14 protein-coding genes are annotated in these 16,195 nt (G+C 54.0%); 3 read left to right on the forward strand and 11 right to left on the reverse strand.

What is annotated here, in order from left to right:
• Positions 1-34: 34 nt before the first annotated feature.
• Together AX755_RS23455 and xanP are read right to left on the reverse strand one after the other, a co-directional pair.
• Positions 35-1,738, reverse strand: a complete 1,704-nt coding sequence (locus AX755_RS23455) for an AsmA family protein (RefSeq protein ID WP_029881892.1) — start codon at positions 1,736-1,738, stop codon at positions 35-37.
• A 119-nt stretch (positions 1,739-1,857) separates the two neighbouring features.
• Positions 1,858-3,249, reverse strand: a complete 1,392-nt coding sequence (gene xanP, locus AX755_RS23460) for a xanthine/proton symporter XanP (RefSeq protein ID WP_014830139.1) — start codon at positions 3,247-3,249, stop codon at positions 1,858-1,860.
• Positions 3,250-3,474: 225 nt separating this feature from the next.
• Here xanP and gltS point away from each other — a divergent pair, with 225 nt between their 5' ends.
• Positions 3,475-4,677: a sodium/glutamate symporter gene (gene gltS, locus AX755_RS23465; RefSeq protein ID WP_013094878.1), complete on the forward strand. Its 1,203-nt coding sequence runs from the start codon at positions 3,475-3,477 to the stop codon at positions 4,675-4,677.
• 2 nt (positions 4,678-4,679) lie between these two features.
• Here the strand turns inward: gltS and recG are convergent, their stop codons facing one another.
• The 5 genes from recG to gmk are packed head-to-tail and all read right to left on the reverse strand — an operon-like array spanning position 4,680 to position 10,546.
• Positions 4,680-6,761, reverse strand: coding sequence for an ATP-dependent DNA helicase RecG (gene recG, locus AX755_RS23470; protein WP_062857558.1), 2,082 nt, complete (start codon positions 6,759-6,761; stop codon positions 4,680-4,682).
• A 3-nt stretch (positions 6,762-6,764) separates the two neighbouring features.
• Positions 6,765-7,454, reverse strand: a complete 690-nt coding sequence (trmH, locus tag AX755_RS25635) for a tRNA (guanosine(18)-2'-O)-methyltransferase TrmH (protein WP_020686483.1) — start codon at positions 7,452-7,454, stop codon at positions 6,765-6,767.
• Positions 7,455-7,458: 4 nt separating this feature from the next.
• Positions 7,459-9,573, reverse strand: a complete 2,115-nt coding sequence (gene spoT, locus AX755_RS23480) for a bifunctional GTP diphosphokinase/guanosine-3',5'-bis pyrophosphate 3'-pyrophosphohydrolase (protein ID WP_013094882.1) — start codon at positions 9,571-9,573, stop codon at positions 7,459-7,461.
• Between the two features lie 19 nt (positions 9,574-9,592).
• Positions 9,593-9,868, reverse strand: a complete 276-nt coding sequence (gene rpoZ / locus AX755_RS23485; RefSeq protein ID WP_000135058.1) for a DNA-directed RNA polymerase subunit omega — start codon at positions 9,866-9,868, stop codon at positions 9,593-9,595.
• 54 nt (positions 9,869-9,922) lie between these two features.
• Positions 9,923-10,546 carry a guanylate kinase gene (gene gmk / locus AX755_RS23490; protein WP_013094883.1) on the reverse strand — a complete coding sequence of 208 codons (624 nt, stop codon included), beginning with the start codon at positions 10,544-10,546 and terminating at the stop codon, positions 9,923-9,925.
• Between the two features lie 251 nt (positions 10,547-10,797).
• Here gmk and ligB point away from each other — a divergent pair, with 251 nt between their 5' ends.
• Positions 10,798-12,468, forward strand: coding sequence for an NAD-dependent DNA ligase LigB (ligB, locus tag AX755_RS23495; RefSeq protein ID WP_062857559.1), 1,671 nt, complete (start codon positions 10,798-10,800; stop codon positions 12,466-12,468).
• A gap of 2 nt (positions 12,469-12,470) precedes the next feature.
• Here the strand turns inward: ligB and AX755_RS23500 are convergent, their stop codons facing one another.
• The 3 genes from AX755_RS23500 to AX755_RS25015 form a co-directional block, all read right to left on the reverse strand.
• A complete protein-coding gene (locus AX755_RS23500; RefSeq protein ID WP_013094886.1) occupies positions 12,471-13,088 on the reverse strand; it encodes a trimeric intracellular cation channel family protein in 618 nt (205 codons plus the stop codon).
• 269 nt (positions 13,089-13,357) lie between these two features.
• Complete coding sequence (locus AX755_RS23505) at positions 13,358-14,437, reverse strand: hypothetical protein (RefSeq protein ID WP_062857560.1); 1,080 nt, start codon at positions 14,435-14,437, stop codon at positions 13,358-13,360.
• A gap of 113 nt (positions 14,438-14,550) precedes the next feature.
• Entirely contained in the window at positions 14,551-14,784 is a 234-nt protein-coding gene (locus tag AX755_RS25015; RefSeq protein ID WP_072065282.1) for a helix-turn-helix transcriptional regulator, read from the reverse strand.
• A gap of 283 nt (positions 14,785-15,067) precedes the next feature.
• On the opposite strand from AX755_RS25015, the gene AX755_RS23510 reads away from it, so the two are divergent.
• Complete coding sequence (locus AX755_RS23510) at positions 15,068-15,694, forward strand: hypothetical protein (protein WP_048253619.1); 627 nt, start codon at positions 15,068-15,070, stop codon at positions 15,692-15,694.
• Between the two features lie 52 nt (positions 15,695-15,746).
• Here AX755_RS23510 and AX755_RS23515 read toward each other — a convergent pair whose 3' ends face one another.
• A complete protein-coding gene (locus AX755_RS23515; protein ID WP_048253620.1) occupies positions 15,747-16,124 on the reverse strand; it encodes a helix-turn-helix domain-containing protein in 378 nt (125 codons plus the stop codon).
• Positions 16,125-16,195: the final 71 nt, after the last annotated feature.

The raw sequence follows: 16,195 nt of genomic DNA on the forward strand, positions 1-16,195 counted from the left end.
AAGGGGCGAGGGAATGGTTTACTCCCTCTCCCTTTCAGGGAGAGGGCTGGGGTGAGGGTGGTGTTGAAACCACACCACCCGTCATGGTCTGCTGAACCTGCTGTTTATCCATATTTACCGCGCTCAGCTTGCCATTTACCGTCGGCTTCAGCGGGGCATTCGCCTGCACACTCCCGCTGGCAGTCAGCTGAATATTGCCATCGCCGCTCACCGGCAGTGCGGGCCAGCCCCACTGCTGCAGGATGTTGAGCGGCACGCCGCGCCCGTTCAGGCTCACCGTGGTCTGTCGTTGCGCAAGCTGAGAAACCGTCGCGGTGGCTTCCAGAATGCCTTTCTCGGTAAAGGCGCTCAGATCGGTGATATTGACCGTGGCGGCGTTAGCGTTCAGCGCCAGCGACGGACGTCGCACGTCCACGCGGTTAAAGGTGGCTGCTGCGCCGTTTAGCGTGGCGCTGCCGCCCCATACGCCCCATTTGTGGTCCTGCGCCAGCTGCAGGTTAGCCCCATAGCCATCAAGAGAGGTGATCTGCCACGGGAATGCGGGATCAATGTCGATCACCAGGTTGCGGCTCAGGCCGAATTTCTTCAGCGTCACGCTGTTCAGCCATTCCGGCAGCGGATCCATCCACAGCGTTTTCCAGTTCTGCGGCAGGGTGTACTCCAGCCCGGCGACGGCGACATCGTCCAGTACCAGCGCTTTACCGTCGCGCAGCCAGTTGCCGGAGGTGCGCACCATGCCCCCTTCCCAGCGGGAGGTGAACTGGCGCAGCGCCACGCCCTGCGGAGAGAATTCCGCATTCAGGATCGGGTCGAACAGATGCAGCGAGCCGTAAATAAATTCGCTGGCATTCATGGATAAACGCCCGTCCTGGCTCTGCCAGTCTCCTTTGCTCAGCGTCAGGTTGCGCAGGCTGAGATCCAGATCGGTTACGGCCCAGTCTGGCCCCTGCAGGCGCGCATCGGTGACTTCCAGGCGGCCAATCTGCAAGGAAGGGATGGTATTGAGCGGCGCGAAGAAATCCAGCAGCGATTTATCGCTCTGCAGGCGGATCTCGTTCAGGCGCATGGTGTCGATGACCCAGCTTCCGTCGGCGTTGCGCAAGGCGGAGCCGGTAAGCGAGCCGCGCGCCATATCGGCGCCGATGGTGTTCAGCACCACCTCCTTGCCGTTCAGCTGGCCCTGGATTAGCACGTTAGTGGCCGGTACCCCGTTCAAGGTGAGCGAACCCGCGCTCATCTGGATCTGCGCATTTTTGCCCAGCACGTTACCCGCTTCTGGCTGCCACGGACTGACACCGCCCGTCACTTTTTGCGCGCTTAAATCCCACTCCGTGTTGGGGCTGTTGAAGGCCATGTTGTTTAGCTGCAGACGGTCTGCCTGGAAGGGCATCGGCGCGGTCTGCGGAGAGAGGTTCAGCGTGCCATCGACCAGGGTGATGGTGTCCATATGCAGTGGATCGGTGAGCTGTCGGCTGCCAAGACCAATATCGACTTTTTTAGCCACCAGCGTGGCGGGCTGACCGTCGCGGCCAAAGGTGACGTTTTCCAGAAGGATGTGGGAAGGCGACGAAAAGCGGTGGTCCATCAGGTCGAAACTGAGTTCGTAATCGGTGTTCACCGTTACCCAACTGCTGACCTGTGACGCACCCCAGCGGGTCTGAAGCAGAAAATAGAGTGCCAGCAGCACAAGGAGCAGGGCTACCAGAAGATAGACGAGCAGCTTTCCAATAAATTTCATGGTCTTCCTTCCCGCGAAACGTACATAAAGGAGTTATGCACGATTTATGCGCAATGCTCAAGGCGGGAATGGTGTAAAGAGATGTCACGGCAGGCATTGACAGCCTGCCGTGAGGACAATCAGTTTTTCTCTGGCGGGAAAACGAGGTTCAGCACGATAGCGGTGATACCGCCAGCGGCGATGCCGGAAGAGAGCAGGTTTTTCACCCAGTCCGGGGCAAACTGCAGGATCAGCGGCTGCTGAGAAACGCCCAGACCCACGGCCAGCGACAGGGCAATAATCATGATCGCGCGGCGGTTCAGTGGCTCGCGGGAGACGATTCGCACACCCGAGGCCGCGATAGTACCGAACATCACCAGCGTTGCTCCGCCCAGAACCGGCTCAGGGATGTGCTGTACAAAGCCACTCACGGCCGGGAACAGGCCAAGGACAATCAGCATCAGCGCCACCACAAACCCGACATAACGGCTGGCCACGCCGGTCAGCTGGATCACGCCGTTGTTCTGCCCGAAGCAGGAGTTCGGGAATGTATTAAACACGGCAGAGACAAAGGAGTTCAGACCGTTTGCCAGCACGCCGCCTTTCAGACGCTTCATGTACAGCGGGCCGGACACCGGCTGCTCCGAGACGTCGGAGGTGGCGGTGATATCGCCGATGGTCTCCAGGGAGGTGATCATAAAGACCAGCATCAGCGGCAGCAGCAGACCCCAGTCAATGCCCAGGCCGTAGTACAGTGGCGTTGGAACGGTAATCAGCGCGCTGTTGGTCGGCGCGGTGTTTTCCGGCAACATGCCCAGCGCCCACGCCAGCAGGTAACCGGCCGCCATGGCGATCACCAGCGAGGCCACGCGCAGATACGGGTTACGCTGACGGTTGAGCAGAATAATGATGGCCAGCACCACGCCAGCCAGCAGCAGGTTTTTTGGTGCGCCAAAGGTGTGGTCGCTCATTGCGGCATAACCCCCGCCGATGGAGGTCAGCCCCACCTGGATCAGCGACAGACCGATAATCATCACCACCACGCCCGAGACCAGCGGGGTGATGACGCGGCGAGCCAGATGCAGAACACGGGAGATCACCATCTCCGTGCAGCTGGCCAGCATCAGCGTGCCGAACAGCGCCGCCATCATGGTCGGGACATCCGCCCCGCCGGTTTTTAACGCCGTACCGCCCATGATCAGCGGTGCCACAAAGTTAAAACTGGTACCCTGGATCGACAGCAAGCCAGACCCCACCGGACCCCAGGCTTTAATTTGAATAATTGAGGCCACGCCGGAGGCGAAGAGGGACATGCTGATGATGTGCTGCGTATCCTGAGCCGGTAAACCCAGCGCCTGACAGATCAACAGTGCCGGGGTGATCACCGCAACAAACATGGCCAGAAGATGCTGGCAGGCAGCGAAGAGCGTCTGCGGAAGCGGTGGGCGGTCTTCAAGACGGTAAATCAGTTCGCTATTTTGCTTCTGCGCAATCGGTTGCGCATCAGGAGACTCTATGCTGTTAACGGACATCGACGGTAATCCCACGGTGGAAAAGCGGGCATTTTATCTGACCACCTGGTAAAAGCAAACGATTGCCAGCAAAAAAAAGAGAGAAAATCTGCCGGTATGAGCAGGTTTTCTACAACGTGGAGGAAAAAAAAATTACACTTTTCGCGCCGGTAGCTCATGACGAGCATAAGCCGGCCCAGGATAACGCCGCGTGTGTATGGAACACGCGCATAACAGGAGCCTCTTATGATTCATCTCGATACGTTGTCGACCCTTGTTGCCGCAACGCTGGTTCTTCTGCTTGGTCGCAAGCTGGTACACAGTGTTTCCTTTCTGAAAAAGTACACCATTCCTGAACCTGTCGCCGGGGGGTTGCTGGTGGCGCTGGCCCTGCTGGTGTTGAAAAAAAGCATGGGCTGGGAAATCGATTTCGATATGTCCCTCAAAGATCCGCTGATGCTGGCCTTCTTTGCCACTATCGGCCTGAACGCCAACCTGGCGAGCCTGCGCTCGGGCGGTAAGGTGCTGGGCGTGTTTCTGATTGTCGTGGTTGGTCTGCTGCTGATGCAAAACGCCATCGGCATCGGTATGGCGTCTCTGCTGGGGCTGGATCCGCTGATGGGTCTGCTGGCCGGATCCATCACCCTGTCCGGCGGGCACGGTACCGGGGCGGCGTGGAGTAAGCTGTTTATCGAGCGCTATGGCTTTGAAAACGCAACGGAAGTGGCGATGGCCTGCGCGACCTTTGGTCTGGTGCTTGGCGGTCTGATTGGCGGCCCGGTAGCGCGCTACCTGGTGAAGCACTCCACCACGCCAGACGGCAGACCGGACGATGAACTGGTCCCCACCGCGTTCGAAAAGCCGGACGTTGGCCGCACCATCACCTCGCTGGTGATGATTGAAACCATCGCCATGATCGCCATCTGTCTGACGCTGGGTAAAGTGGTTGCGCAATGGCTGGCGGGCACGGCCTTTGAACTGCCGACCTTTGTTTGTGTGCTGTTTATCGGGGTGATCCTGAGCAATGGTCTGGCCCTGATGGGCTTCTATCGCGTGTTTGAACGTGCGGTCTCGGTGCTGGGTAACGTCTGCCTGTCGCTGTTCCTGGCGATGGCCCTGATGAGCCTTAAGCTGTGGGAACTGGCGTCGCTGGCGCTGCCGATGGTAGCCATTCTGGCGGTGCAGGCGCTGTTTATGGCGCTCTATGCCATGTTTGTTACCTGGCGCATGATGGGCAAAAACTACGATGCCGCGGTGCTGGCGGCGGGGCACTGTGGGTTTGGTCTGGGTGCCACGCCAACGGCAATCGCCAATATGCAGGCAATTACCGAGCGTTTCGGGCCTTCGCACATGGCGTTTCTGGTGGTACCGATGGTTGGGGCATTCTTTATTGATATCGTCAACGCGCTGGTGATCAAGCTGTACCTGATGCTGCCGATGTTCGCCTGAGATCAGGCGTTGGAGTAGCGCTCAGTTTCCGGCATCCAGCGCTCAATTAACGCTGCCGCCTGTTCGGGGTAGCGTTCATGAATATGGCGGGCAAGGCGCTGAACTTCTGGGATCATGGCCTGATCGCGCAGCAAATCTGCCACTTTGAATTCAGCGTTCCCGGTCTGACGTGTGCCCAGGAGCTCGCCCGGGCCACGGATCTCCAGGTCTTTTTGCGCAATGACGAATCCGTCGTTGCTGTCACGCAGTACCTGCAAACGCATCTGCGCGGTTTTTGAGAGCGGGGCTTTGTAGAGCAGAACGCAATGTGAGGCCACCGCACCACGGCCCACACGGCCACGTAGCTGGTGCAACTGCGCAAGCCCCAGACGCTCCGGGTTTTCGATGATCATCAGGCTGGAGTTTGGCACATCCACGCCCACTTCAATCACCGTTGTGGCGACCAGCAAATGCAGCTCGCCCTGTTTTAAGGATTGCATGACGGCCTGTTTTTCTGCGGGCTTCATGCGCCCGTGCACCAGGCCCACCTTCAGTTCCGGTAGCGCCAGCTTCAGCTCTTCCCACGTTGCTTCTGCGGCCTGCGCTTCAAGCAGGTCAGACTCCTCAATCAGCGTGCAGACCCAGTACGCCTGACGTCCTTCATGGGTGCAGGCGTTGCGCACGCGATCGATGATGTCGCTGCGGCGGGTATCCGGGATGGCCACCGTCGTGACCGGCGTACGGCCCGGCGGCAGCTCGTCAATGGTGGAGGTGTCCAGATCGGCGTAGGCGGTCATCGCCAGGGTTCGCGGAATAGGCGTGGCGGTCATGATCAGCTGGTGCGGATGGAAGCCCTGCTGCAGCCCTTTTTCCCACAGCGCCAGGCGCTGATGCACGCCAAAGCGGTGCTGTTCATCGATGATCACCAGCGCGAGGCCGTTAAACTGCACCTGCTCCTGGAAGATGGCATGGGTGCCGACAATCATCTGCACCTCACCGCGAGCGATGGCGTCCTGTTGCGCAAGACGCGCTTTGCCCTTTTGTTTTCCGGCAAGCCAGCCCACCTCAATGCCCAGCGGGGCGAACCAGGCGCGGAAGTTATTCGCGTGCTGCTCTGCCAGCAGTTCCGTCGGCGCCATCAGCGCCACCTGCTTGCCGTGGGCAATGGCGCGCAAGGCTGCCAGGGCGGCAACCAGCGTTTTACCAGAGCCTACATCGCCCTGCACCAGGCGCATCATGGGCACATCAAGCGCCATATCGCGTTCGATCTCGGCGGTGACGCGCGCCTGGGCACCGGTAGGTTTAAACGGCAGGGAGGCCAGCAGCTTATCCTTGAGCTCATCACGCGGGCTTAAGGGCTGGGCATGAAAACGCTGCGCACCGGCGCGCAGCGCCAGCATGCTCAGGTTATGCGCCAGTAATTCTTCAAGGATAAGACGCCGTTGGGCAGGGTGTTTGCCGCTTTCTAAATCGCTGAGCTGCAGCGTGGGCGGCGGGCGATGCAGCGTACGCAGCGCTTCCGGCAGGCTCATCATTCCCTGCGCCAGCTCAGGCGGCAGCAGTTCGGTGATGGCGCAGGTATCGAGTAACTCCAGGGCCTGGTCGGTGAGCTTACGCAGCGTCGCCTGTTTGATACCTTCCGTTGTCGGGTAGACCGGGGTGAGCGTCTCCTGCAGCTCCGGCGTGCTGAGATCGCCCTGCACGCGGTACTCCGGGTGGATCATCTCTGCGCCATATTTCCCGCGTTTGGCTTCGCCATACGCCAGCACCCGGCGGCCCGTCGCAAGGCTGTTTTTCATCGCCGCGTTGAAGTTGAAAAAGCGCATGGTGAGAATGCCGGTGCCGTCGCTGATTTGACAGGTCATCATCCGGCGGCCGCCAAAGGTGATGTTGCAGTTCAGCACCTCGCCCTCAACGGTGGCGTAAATCGCGGGCAGCAGATCGCCAATCTTATAAAGTTGCGTGCGGTCTTCATAACGCAGGGGGAGGTGGAGCAGGAGATCCTGCACGGTGTGCAGGCCAATTTTGCCCAGTTTACTGCTTTGTGCCGCGCCCACGCCCGTCAGGCTATTGAGCGGGATGGCATCCAGCAGGCGGCCTTTCATCGGTTACCCTGCGTACTGCATGGTGGCCCACCACCCGGCATCGGCTTCAATTTCGCCCTGCGCGTTGACGTGGGGGTAAGGCAATTTTTTCTGCTTTGCAACACGAGCCAGCACCGGATAGCCGCCTTCAAACAGCAGGCGCTGCTGTTCGTCTTCCGGCAGCATGCTGTTGCTGCGCTCGTACATCCCGGCGTTCTGACGCTGGCGTTGGGCTTCATACAGAATGAGCGCGGAGGCCACAGAGACATTCAGGGACTGCACCATGCCGATCATGGGGATGATGATGTCCTGATCCGCCAGATCCAGCGCTTCCTGAGTGATCCCGGTTTTCTCCTGGCCCATCAAAATGCAGGTCGGACGGGTGTAGTCGATCTCGCGGAAATCGACCGCTTTGGCAGACAGGTTGGTGGCAAGAATTTGCATACCGCGACCTTTCAGGTGCGATACGGCTTCTCCGATGGTCTGATGGGTTTTGACGGACACCCAGCTGTTACTGCCTGCGGCTGTCGACGCCATGGTGCGCATGCGGGCACCGGGCCAGACGGCGTGCACTTCATGCACGCCGACGGCGTCTGCGGTACGGACAATGGCAGAGACGTTATGAGGTTTATGGACCTGCTCCATGCAGACCGTCAGATCAGGCTGACGCCTGGCGAGCATTTCGCAGATACGTGCATAACGTTGTGCATTCATAAAACTAGTTTCGGTTTCGGGTGACTTTAATGACGTCCGGCATGACGCGGATCTTGCGCATAATATTTGCCAGATGCACGCGGTCGCGGGCGGTCAGACGAATAAAGGCGCTGTACACGCGGCCATCTTTTTCTTCCGTATTCAGGCTCTGAATGTTGGAAGAGGCCGTGTTGATCGCTGCCGTCAGGTTCGCCAGGGCGCCCTGGTGGTTGAACATATCCACCTTAATTTCGGTGATAAATTCCTGCGCCGTCTCTTTATCCCACTCGACCGCCATAAACTTCTCCGCCTCTTTTTGATAGCCGCGGATGTTACGACAAGATTCATGGTGGATAACCAGCCCTTTGCCCGGGCTGACGTGCGCAATAATCGGATCGCCGGGAATTGGACGGCAACACTTCGCAAAGGTGATAAGTACCCCGTCCGCGCCTTTGATCGGCAGATGCGCGTGGCCGGATGCGCCAGGTGCGGAAGGTATTGCTTCGCCCTGCTGCAGGTTTTTGGCCACCACGACGCTCATGGCGTTACCCAGCCCAATTTCCGCCAGCAGATCGTCCAGAGAGGTGAGCTTCATCCGGTCGAGTTCACGCTGGATATGTTCTGGTGGGATCTCTGCCAGCTTACGGCTGCCACCCAACGCATGGTTGAGCAGACGACGCCCAAGGCTGACGGAGTCATCACGCTTGAGGTTTTTCAGCAGCTGACGGATTTTGGCGCGCGCTTTGGAGCTCACAACAAAGTTCAGCCAGGCCGCGTTTGGACGTGCGCCCGGTGCGGTGATGATTTCGACAGTCTGGCCGCTGGCGAGCGGTTGAGACAGCGGATAAGGCTGTCTGTCTACGCGTGCGCCTACGCAGGCGTGGCCGATATCGGTATGCACGGCATACGCGAAGTCGACCGGGGTCGCGCCCGCAGGCAGTTCGACAATACGCCCTTCAGGCGTGAAAACGTAAATCTCATCCGGGAAGAGATCGGATTTTACGCTCTCGATAAATTCAAACGAGCTACCCGCACTCTGCTGCAGCTCCAGCAGGCTCTGCATCCAGCGCTGGGCGCGAATTTGTGCCGTGGTGCTGCTTTCACCACCGTGCTCTTTATAGGCCCAGTGTGCGGCGACACCCATCTCCGCCATCTGGTCCATGTCTTCTGTGCGGATCTGCACTTCAACAGGGACGCCGTGCGGGCCGATCATCGAGGTATGCAAAGATTGATAGCCGTTCGCTTTTGGTATGGCGATGTAATCTTTCATGCGCCCTGGACGCGGCTTGTAGAGGCTGTGCATCTGCCCCAGCACGCGATAGCAGGTGTCGGCGTCGTGGACGATCACGCGGAACGCGTAGATATCCATGATCGAGTGAAAACGCTGCTCCTTGAGCACCATTTTGCAGTAAATGGAGTACAGGTGTTTTTCGCGACCGCTCACGCGGCAGGGAATGCCCGCTTCCTGTAAACGTCCTTCAATTTCCGAGAGGATCTTTTGAATCATCTCTTTACGGTTACCGCGGGCGGCTTTCACCACCTCTTTAATGACGCGATAGCGGTTCGGGTACAACGCTTCAAAACCCAGCTCTTCCAGCTCGGTTTTAATGTGATGGATACCTAAACGGTGCGCCAGCGGACTGTAGATTTCGAGGGTTTCACGGGCAATGCGGCGACGTTTGTCCGGGCGGAGTGAGCCCAGCGTGCGCATGTTGTGGGTACGGTCAGCGAGTTTGATGAGAATGACGCGGATATCCTGCACCATCGCCATAATCATCTTGCGAAAGTTTTCGGCTTGCGCCTCTTTCTTGTCGCGGAAGTTCAGCTTATCAAGCTTGGACACCCCTTCCACCAGTTCGGCAACGCTTTTGCCAAACAGCTGTTCCATATCCTGGTAAGTGGCAGGGGTATCTTCGATCACGTCGTGCAGCAGAGCGGCCATCAGCGTTTCATAGTCGAGTTTCATCTCGGCCAGAATACAGGCCACCGCTACCGGGTGCGTGATATAGGGTTCACCGCTTGAACGTGTCTGGCCCTCGTGAGCGTCACGTGCAACGAGATAAGCCTGCTGAAGACGCTTAATCTGGTCTTCAGGCAGGTAGGTTTGAATCAGTTGATTCAGGCTTTCAAACAGATACAAGGGCGACCCGCAGGTTTAATTAACGACGACCTTCAGCAATGGCGGTTACGGCCTGCAGTTCTGCGGCTTCCTGCTCTTGCTGCTCCTGGCGCTCACGCACGTCGAGGATCTGGTTGTTGATCAGACCTTCTTCGATTTCGCGAAGTGCAATTACGGTGGTTTTATCGTTTTCTTCCGGTACCAGCGGATCTTTTCCGCCTACCTGCATCTGACGAGCGCGACGCGCGGCGACCAGTACCAGGTCAAAACGGTTACCAATTTTCTCTACAGCGTCCTGAACAGTTACGCGTGCCATACTTAAAATGCTCCACAGGTGAAGAAATGACTGGGCATAATACTGAAAGTGGGTTCAGTCTGCCAACAGTTTGGTGATTAATGCGTCATGTCGCTGCTTCTGGCGGCTCATACGCAGACGTTCTGCGCGAAGGATGGTTTTGAGATCGCTCAGTGCGGCATCAAAATCATCATTCACAATAAGGTAATCATATTCGGCGTAATGGCTCATTTCTGCAACTGCCTGTTCCATACGCTTTGCAATGACCTCTTCGCTGTCCTGACCGCGGCCACGCAGGCGGCGATCCAGCTCATCTTTCGACGGCGGTAAAATAAAGATACTGCGCGAATCAGGCATTTTCTTGCGAATTTGCTGTGCGCCCTGCCAGTCGATATCCAGGAACACATTCACGCCGGTTGCCAGAACCTGCTCAATGGTTTCACGCGAAGTACCGTAGTAGTTCCCGAATACTTCTGCGTGTTCAAGAAACGCATCTCGGCCAATCATCGCTTTAAATTCGTCGTGATCGACAAAGAAATAGTGTTCACCGTGCACTTCACCCGGACGCGGTTTACGCGTGGTGTGTGAAACAGAAACCTGAGTGTCATACAACGGTTGGGTTTTTAACAGTGCCTGAATAAGGCTGGATTTACCCGCGCCACTAGGGGCAGAAACAATATAAAGCGTGCCTTGAGCCATGAGAGTCTTTTGTATGTGTTAACGAAGAAGTCCTACATACGGGCTTATTATACACGTCGCCGCTGTGTGACGTAGCCTTTGTCACACTTTTTCCCCTGGATTATTGCATTTTGCGTGTCGTTTTCAGGTTTTACCTGTGTTTTGCAGCAACATAAATTCACTCTGGATAGCGCCTCGCAAAGCCCAATGTTGCCATTAGCGTGGTTTTCGTCGCCGGGTTATACCTCCAGCAACGTAAAGGAGGGGTAGCGATGTGGCGATGGATAAGCGGCTTCATGCTGTTGTGGTGTGGTTCTGCGGCGGCGGTGTGCCCGGTGTGGTCTCAGGCGAGGGCGGAGAAAGAGATTGCGACGTTAAGTGCGCAAATCAAACGCTGGGATGACGCCTACTGGCAGCAGGGTATCAGCGAAGTGAACGATGAAGTGTATGACCAGCTCAACGGGCGGTTAAAACAGTGGCAGCACTGTTTTGGGCATGCATCACCTGACGCAGCACTTCCCGCCTTGACGGGACGTATCAAACACCCCGTCGCCCATACAGGGGTTCATAAGGTGAGCAGTAAAGAAGAGCTTGGCCAGTGGATGCATGCCCGGCGCAATCTCTGGATGCAACCCAAAGTTGACGGTGTAGCGGTAACGCTGGTGTATCGGGGGGGAACATTGGCTCAGGCCATTAGCCGTGGCGATGGGCTAAAAGGTGAAGACTGGACATCGCAGGTGCGTTTAATACCGTCGGTGCCACAACACCTTTCCGGCGCGCTGGCGAACAGCGTGTTACAGGGAGAGCTTTTTTGGCAGCGTGAAAACCACATTCAGCAGCAGATGGGCGGAATGAATGCACGCGCAAAAGTCGCAGGTGCGATGATACGCCAGCAGGATAACGCGTTTTTGAGAGAGGTTGGGGTATTCATCTGGGCCTGGCCAGACGGGCCAAAAGAGATGAAAACCGCACTGGCGGAACTGTCTGACGCGGGGTTTACCCTGACGGCGCGCTATACCTTGCCCGTAGAGCATATTGAGGCCGTCGAAAAGCAGCGCTCAGCGTGGCACACCGCAGCATTACCCTTTGCCACGGACGGCATTGTGGTTCGCTCGGCGGATGAACTGCCGGGTGAAAACTGGCTGCCTGGAGAAGGCAGTTGGGTTGTTGCATGGAAATATCCCCCTGTCGCGCAGGTTGCTGAAGTACGGGATATTCACTTCACTGTGGGCCGTACGGGTAAAATTGCCGTTGTGGCGGCGCTGGAGCCAGTACGGCTGGATGATAAACAGGTGCAGCGGGTTAGCCTCGGGTCCGTTGGCCGCTGGCAAAGGCTGGATATCGCGCCGGGCGATCAGATCCAGGTAAGCCTGGCCGGACAGGGGATCCCCCGATTCGACAAAGTCGTCTGGCGAGGGACCGACCGGCAAAAACCAGAACCTCCAGTCCCGCAGTACCATTCTCTCAGCTGTTTTTACGCTTCACCGGAATGTATGGAGCAGTTCTTTGCCCGGCTGACGTGGCTCAGTTCTAAGCAGGGGCTGGATATTACCGGTTTAGGCGAGTCAGGCTGGCGGTCGCTCTGGCAGGCACATCGCTTTGAACATATTTTCTCATGGCTGTTGTTAACCCAGGCGCAGCTGCAAACCACGCCGGGGTTTTCGGCTGCACGCGGACTGGCGCTCTGGCATCAGTTTAATCTGGTGCGCGAGCGTCCTTTTATTCGTTGGATCATGGCGATGGGTGTTCCGCTGGCTCAGGCGACCCTGAAAGCCGCCGGAGAGCTATCATGGCAGACCATGCACCAGCGTAGCGCTATGGACTGGCAGACCTTGCCGGGGAACGGAGAAGAGAAAGCGCGGCAAATCGTTAACTGGCTCCACGCGCCGGAGGTGGATGTGCTGGCAAAGTGGCTGGCTGAACAGCACATCAAGGGATTCTGAAATTAGTGAGCGCTGTGTTTGTAGTGAAACACTGGCAGGCCGAGCTTCAGTCGCAATGCCAGCATGCGGGCCGTAAAGCCGAACAGCAGCGTGGAGATGACCACCACATCATGGTTCGAAACATAATGCTGCAGGGCAATATAGAGCACCGCTGCGGCGAAGGAGATGCCGGCATACAGCTCTTTTTGAAAGACCAGAGGAATGCGCTTGCAGAACATATCGCGTAACACGCCTCCAAACACCCCGGTCACCACGGCGGCAATGGTGGCGATAACTGGCCCTTCGCCCATATCGAGTGCGATTTGTGCGCCAATGATAGAAAAGACAATCAGCCCGAGCGCATCAAGCACCAGAAACAGGCGACGCAGATGGGTCATAACGGGCGCGACAATGGTGGTTACTACGGCGGCGGTCGCCACAATAATCACGTACTCGGGATTTTTCACCCAGCCCAGTGGGTAATGGCCCAGCAGAATATCGCGCACGGAACCGCCGCCCAGCGCGGTCGCTGTGGCAATAATGATCACGCCGAAGGTATCCATTCGGCGACGACCGGCTGCAAGCGCGCCAGTCATGGCTTCTGCAGTAATGCCAATGAGATAAAGAGTGTGAAGCAGCATATAACCTCCGGTGTGAAGCCGGGAAGGTTAACGTTTTGTGCGCACGATCACGATTGAGATTTTCTAAAGTGAGTGGGTTTGCCCTATAAAATTTTATCAACCCATAGTGGAGAGGGTTGATTGGTGGCGGCACAGCGAGAAAAGATGGGTTAAAATGGATTAGAAATAGTAATGGGTGACGTCGGTCGACGCCACCCGAATAGTATTACTCAATATTGGATCTGAATGTTGAGTAGTGGTGTATGCTTCTTGATTACATTGATTTTTCTCTACTCAGGCTTTTCATTATGTACACGTCTATGTACACAGAAAACAGACGCTACACTGAAAATGCCACTTAATTGAGCAACGCAGCGTGACCACTGCGTCCAGACTGTATGTTTATCGAACAGCTCTATCTCGTACTCTGCAATGAGTCTATCGACTTTGCGAGGCAAGCGTGAGCATTGCATAGTTGCCAGCATGTAGCGCTTCATTTCAGCGATACTGGGAGCGTGTGGCAGCGTACAGAGAAACCCTCTTTCCAGTAGCTCATCCCCCAAATCTTTCGAGTAGACCCGGAGTCGCTCGAAGGGATTTTTCATCTCTAAAAGGTCTGCCAACTTCAAAGCATTACCATTTTTGCTGGTAGGTGTAGCGTTTGGCCTGTACCGGGCCTCAATACGCAAGAATTGTTGATACTCATCAAAATTGATGTTAATGAATTTGGTTCTTTCCCTGTATACAAGCTTTCCACCACTCGGAGCATTCACCTTCCCATAAAAAAGGATATGTAATAGGGAACGGCAACTACCAATCCTTAACCCCGGCAAACCATTTTCTTTATCGAAGTATGCTGTTTTGCCTGCACGGTCTAAGCCCCATAAGTAATCATCTAACTTGCAGTTGTAGACATCGAGAGCTACATCTATTTGCGTAATCCAGGCTCGTTCTAGGAGTTGGTAAAATATTCCTCCTAATCGACAACTTATCCACGATAACAAATGATCTATTTTTTGCGGGGGCATATGTTGGGGGCGAAAATCTAAACGTATCCCTCCTGTATTGCGATTTATTGGCGAGTAATCGATACGTAACAGCACTGGTGAGTTTTTCTTCTTTCCTCTAATCAATAATGCTTTTCTGTAGGGTTTTTTTTCTTTGTTTCGGATATATTGAACACGGTATTTTTTAAATTCCTTTTGTCTCATTTTTTTTAGTCTTTTATAAGTAATCTTTTTTTCTTCACTGTTATGGAAACTGCTTACAACACTGAGTTTATCAGCTCTCATTTTTAACTTTTGATCTCTAGTATTCCTCCCAATATCCAGTGAACAACAAAAATCTATGTTGCGTTTGTTGAGTTTCATTTATATCCCTTAGATAAATAACTATTGGTATGGGATAGTGAGTACTGAATGAGATAATCACTATCCATATAGATGCGCATATAACGTGCTATTAGAGCGATGAACTTTTTCGCTCAATTTCTTTTTGTTTCCGATAGAGGTACTTTCTGACGGCTGGCTATCCATTGCAGTATTTCTTCCTCTCTCCACGCAACTGAGCGAGAAGCGGCGTTAGAATCATCCCAACCACCAGTTAGACGAACAGGCTCAGGGAAATGGCCTGCTTTGATTTGGCGATAGAGCGTAGCTTTTGAGAAAGCACAGTATTCAAGGACTGTTTTCAGTTTGATCAGACGTGAGGCATTCATCGTAAAAACCTGTTCGATTTACGCATCCAATTGATGCGAACCTCCTTTACAGATTTTCAAAATGAATGATTTTTGCGATGAAAAATACTTAGTTATCAGTGCTAGCAGAATAGTGTTTTTCTGTAAGTTGTTGTTATATAGGTGAATATTTTTATGGGCATTTCCAGTGACGTTTTAATCTGATCATCAGAAATTTTACATAGTGATCTGATCATCAGATCAGAACTTGACAGTTCGAAGCTTGTTTGTAATCTGATGATCAGAAAATTCTAAGGAGCTGGCTATGACGTCAAAACATAGAGAATTGAATGAGCTTGATGAGCTTGAGCTTTTGATAGCTAAGACGGTTGAGGAAGTAGCAGAGGTTGGCGAATCAGGAGAGTTTGATGAATCAGAAGAGATTGATGATTCTGAAGATCTTGATGAAGTCCTAAAAGCGCGACGTAAGGCCAATATTCAGTATCAGAATGCACGCAAAAAAAAATTGAAAAAATTAGGTGAGCATCAGATTCAAATTAGGCTCGATGAAGAAAATTTTCAAAGATTGTGTGACTTGTGCGAAATGCTCGGATACAGGAAACCTAAGAAAGGAATGTACAATCTTGTAGAAACATATTCGGCAATTTTTAAATATCTCTTAAGAACAAGTGAGGAAAATTTTGAATACATTCCGAGCACCCAACGATCAACCAAGATATTGAGTACATATAAGTATGTTGATCATCTCAGAAATGAACAACAATTGCCTAAAGATATCATCATTTCAGAACTTCATAAAAAGAATGCGAAAATTCCAGTCAGAAAAGCTGTTAATGGAGCCATAATATTTGGAAAAGGGGAATATCTTAAACGGTATTTTGATAAAGTTGAAGTTATTAGAGCGCTTAGAATAGCAGATAAAAAGGAATGAAAAGCACGCAATAATCATTTTTCTGGAAGAAATGAGACTTTACTTTCAAGTCTCATTTCGTATATTCATCTAAGAGCATAATCAGTACACGTCTTTGCTCATGGGTCAATTGAGGCCAAATTTGATCAAAGCGATGTTTCAAATCTGCATCTTTTACGGGCACAAAATCTTGTTTATTCTTTGATTTATTATCAAGCGTTGAGAAGCAATCAATAAAAAACCAACTGATCGGTGTATTGAGCTTAATCGCTATGTTCACAAGGTGGGCCACATTAATCTTGTTAGTTCCCCGTTCATAGCGGGAAAGTTGCTGATGAGAGATTTCAACAAGCTCTGCCAGGTGCTGAGCAGTCATTTCCAGTTCCTTGCGGCGCATCTGGATGCGCTGACCTACCAGCTTGTCTGCACTATCTGAAGATAACTGAGCCATAACCACACCTCATTCCCTTAAATGTCTATAAATGGAATTTTGTGGCCTTTTTGCTCTTGCATGAACATCAT

The organism is Enterobacter sp. SENG-6 (assembly GCF_001605945.1).
Lineage (GTDB): Bacteria > Pseudomonadota > Gammaproteobacteria > Enterobacterales > Enterobacteriaceae > Enterobacter > Enterobacter cloacae.

Bases quoted from the DNA above. Each gene is read 5' to 3' on its own strand.
- recG (WP_062857558.1), bottom strand. From the start codon at position 6,761: ATGAAAGGCCGCCTGCTGGATGCCATCCCGCTCAATAGCCTGACGGGC.
- AX755_RS25015 (WP_072065282.1), bottom strand. From the start codon at position 14,784: ATGAATGCCTCACGTCTGATCAAACTGAAAACAGTCCTTGAATACTGT.
- AX755_RS23505 (WP_062857560.1), bottom strand. From the start codon at position 14,437: ATGAAACTCAACAAACGCAACATAGATTTTTGTTGTTCACTGGATATT.
- ligB (WP_062857559.1), top strand. From the start codon at position 10,798: ATGTGGCGATGGATAAGCGGCTTCATGCTGTTGTGGTGTGGTTCTGCG.
- AX755_RS23515 (WP_048253620.1), bottom strand. From the start codon at position 16,124: ATGGCTCAGTTATCTTCAGATAGTGCAGACAAGCTGGTAGGTCAGCGC.
- AX755_RS23500 (WP_013094886.1), bottom strand. From the start codon at position 13,088: ATGCTGCTTCACACTCTTTATCTCATTGGCATTACTGCAGAAGCCATG.
- gmk (WP_013094883.1), bottom strand. From the start codon at position 10,546: ATGGCTCAAGGCACGCTTTATATTGTTTCTGCCCCTAGTGGCGCGGGT.
- trmH (WP_020686483.1), bottom strand. From the start codon at position 7,454: ATGAATGCACAACGTTATGCACGTATCTGCGAAATGCTCGCCAGGCGT.
- AX755_RS23455 (WP_029881892.1), bottom strand. From the start codon at position 1,738: ATGAAATTTATTGGAAAGCTGCTCGTCTATCTTCTGGTAGCCCTGCTC.
- gltS (WP_013094878.1), top strand. From the start codon at position 3,475: ATGATTCATCTCGATACGTTGTCGACCCTTGTTGCCGCAACGCTGGTT.
- xanP (WP_014830139.1), bottom strand. From the start codon at position 3,249: ATGTCCGTTAACAGCATAGAGTCTCCTGATGCGCAACCGATTGCGCAG.
- rpoZ (WP_000135058.1), bottom strand. From the start codon at position 9,868: ATGGCACGCGTAACTGTTCAGGACGCTGTAGAGAAAATTGGTAACCGT.
- AX755_RS23510 (WP_048253619.1), top strand. From the start codon at position 15,068: ATGACGTCAAAACATAGAGAATTGAATGAGCTTGATGAGCTTGAGCTT.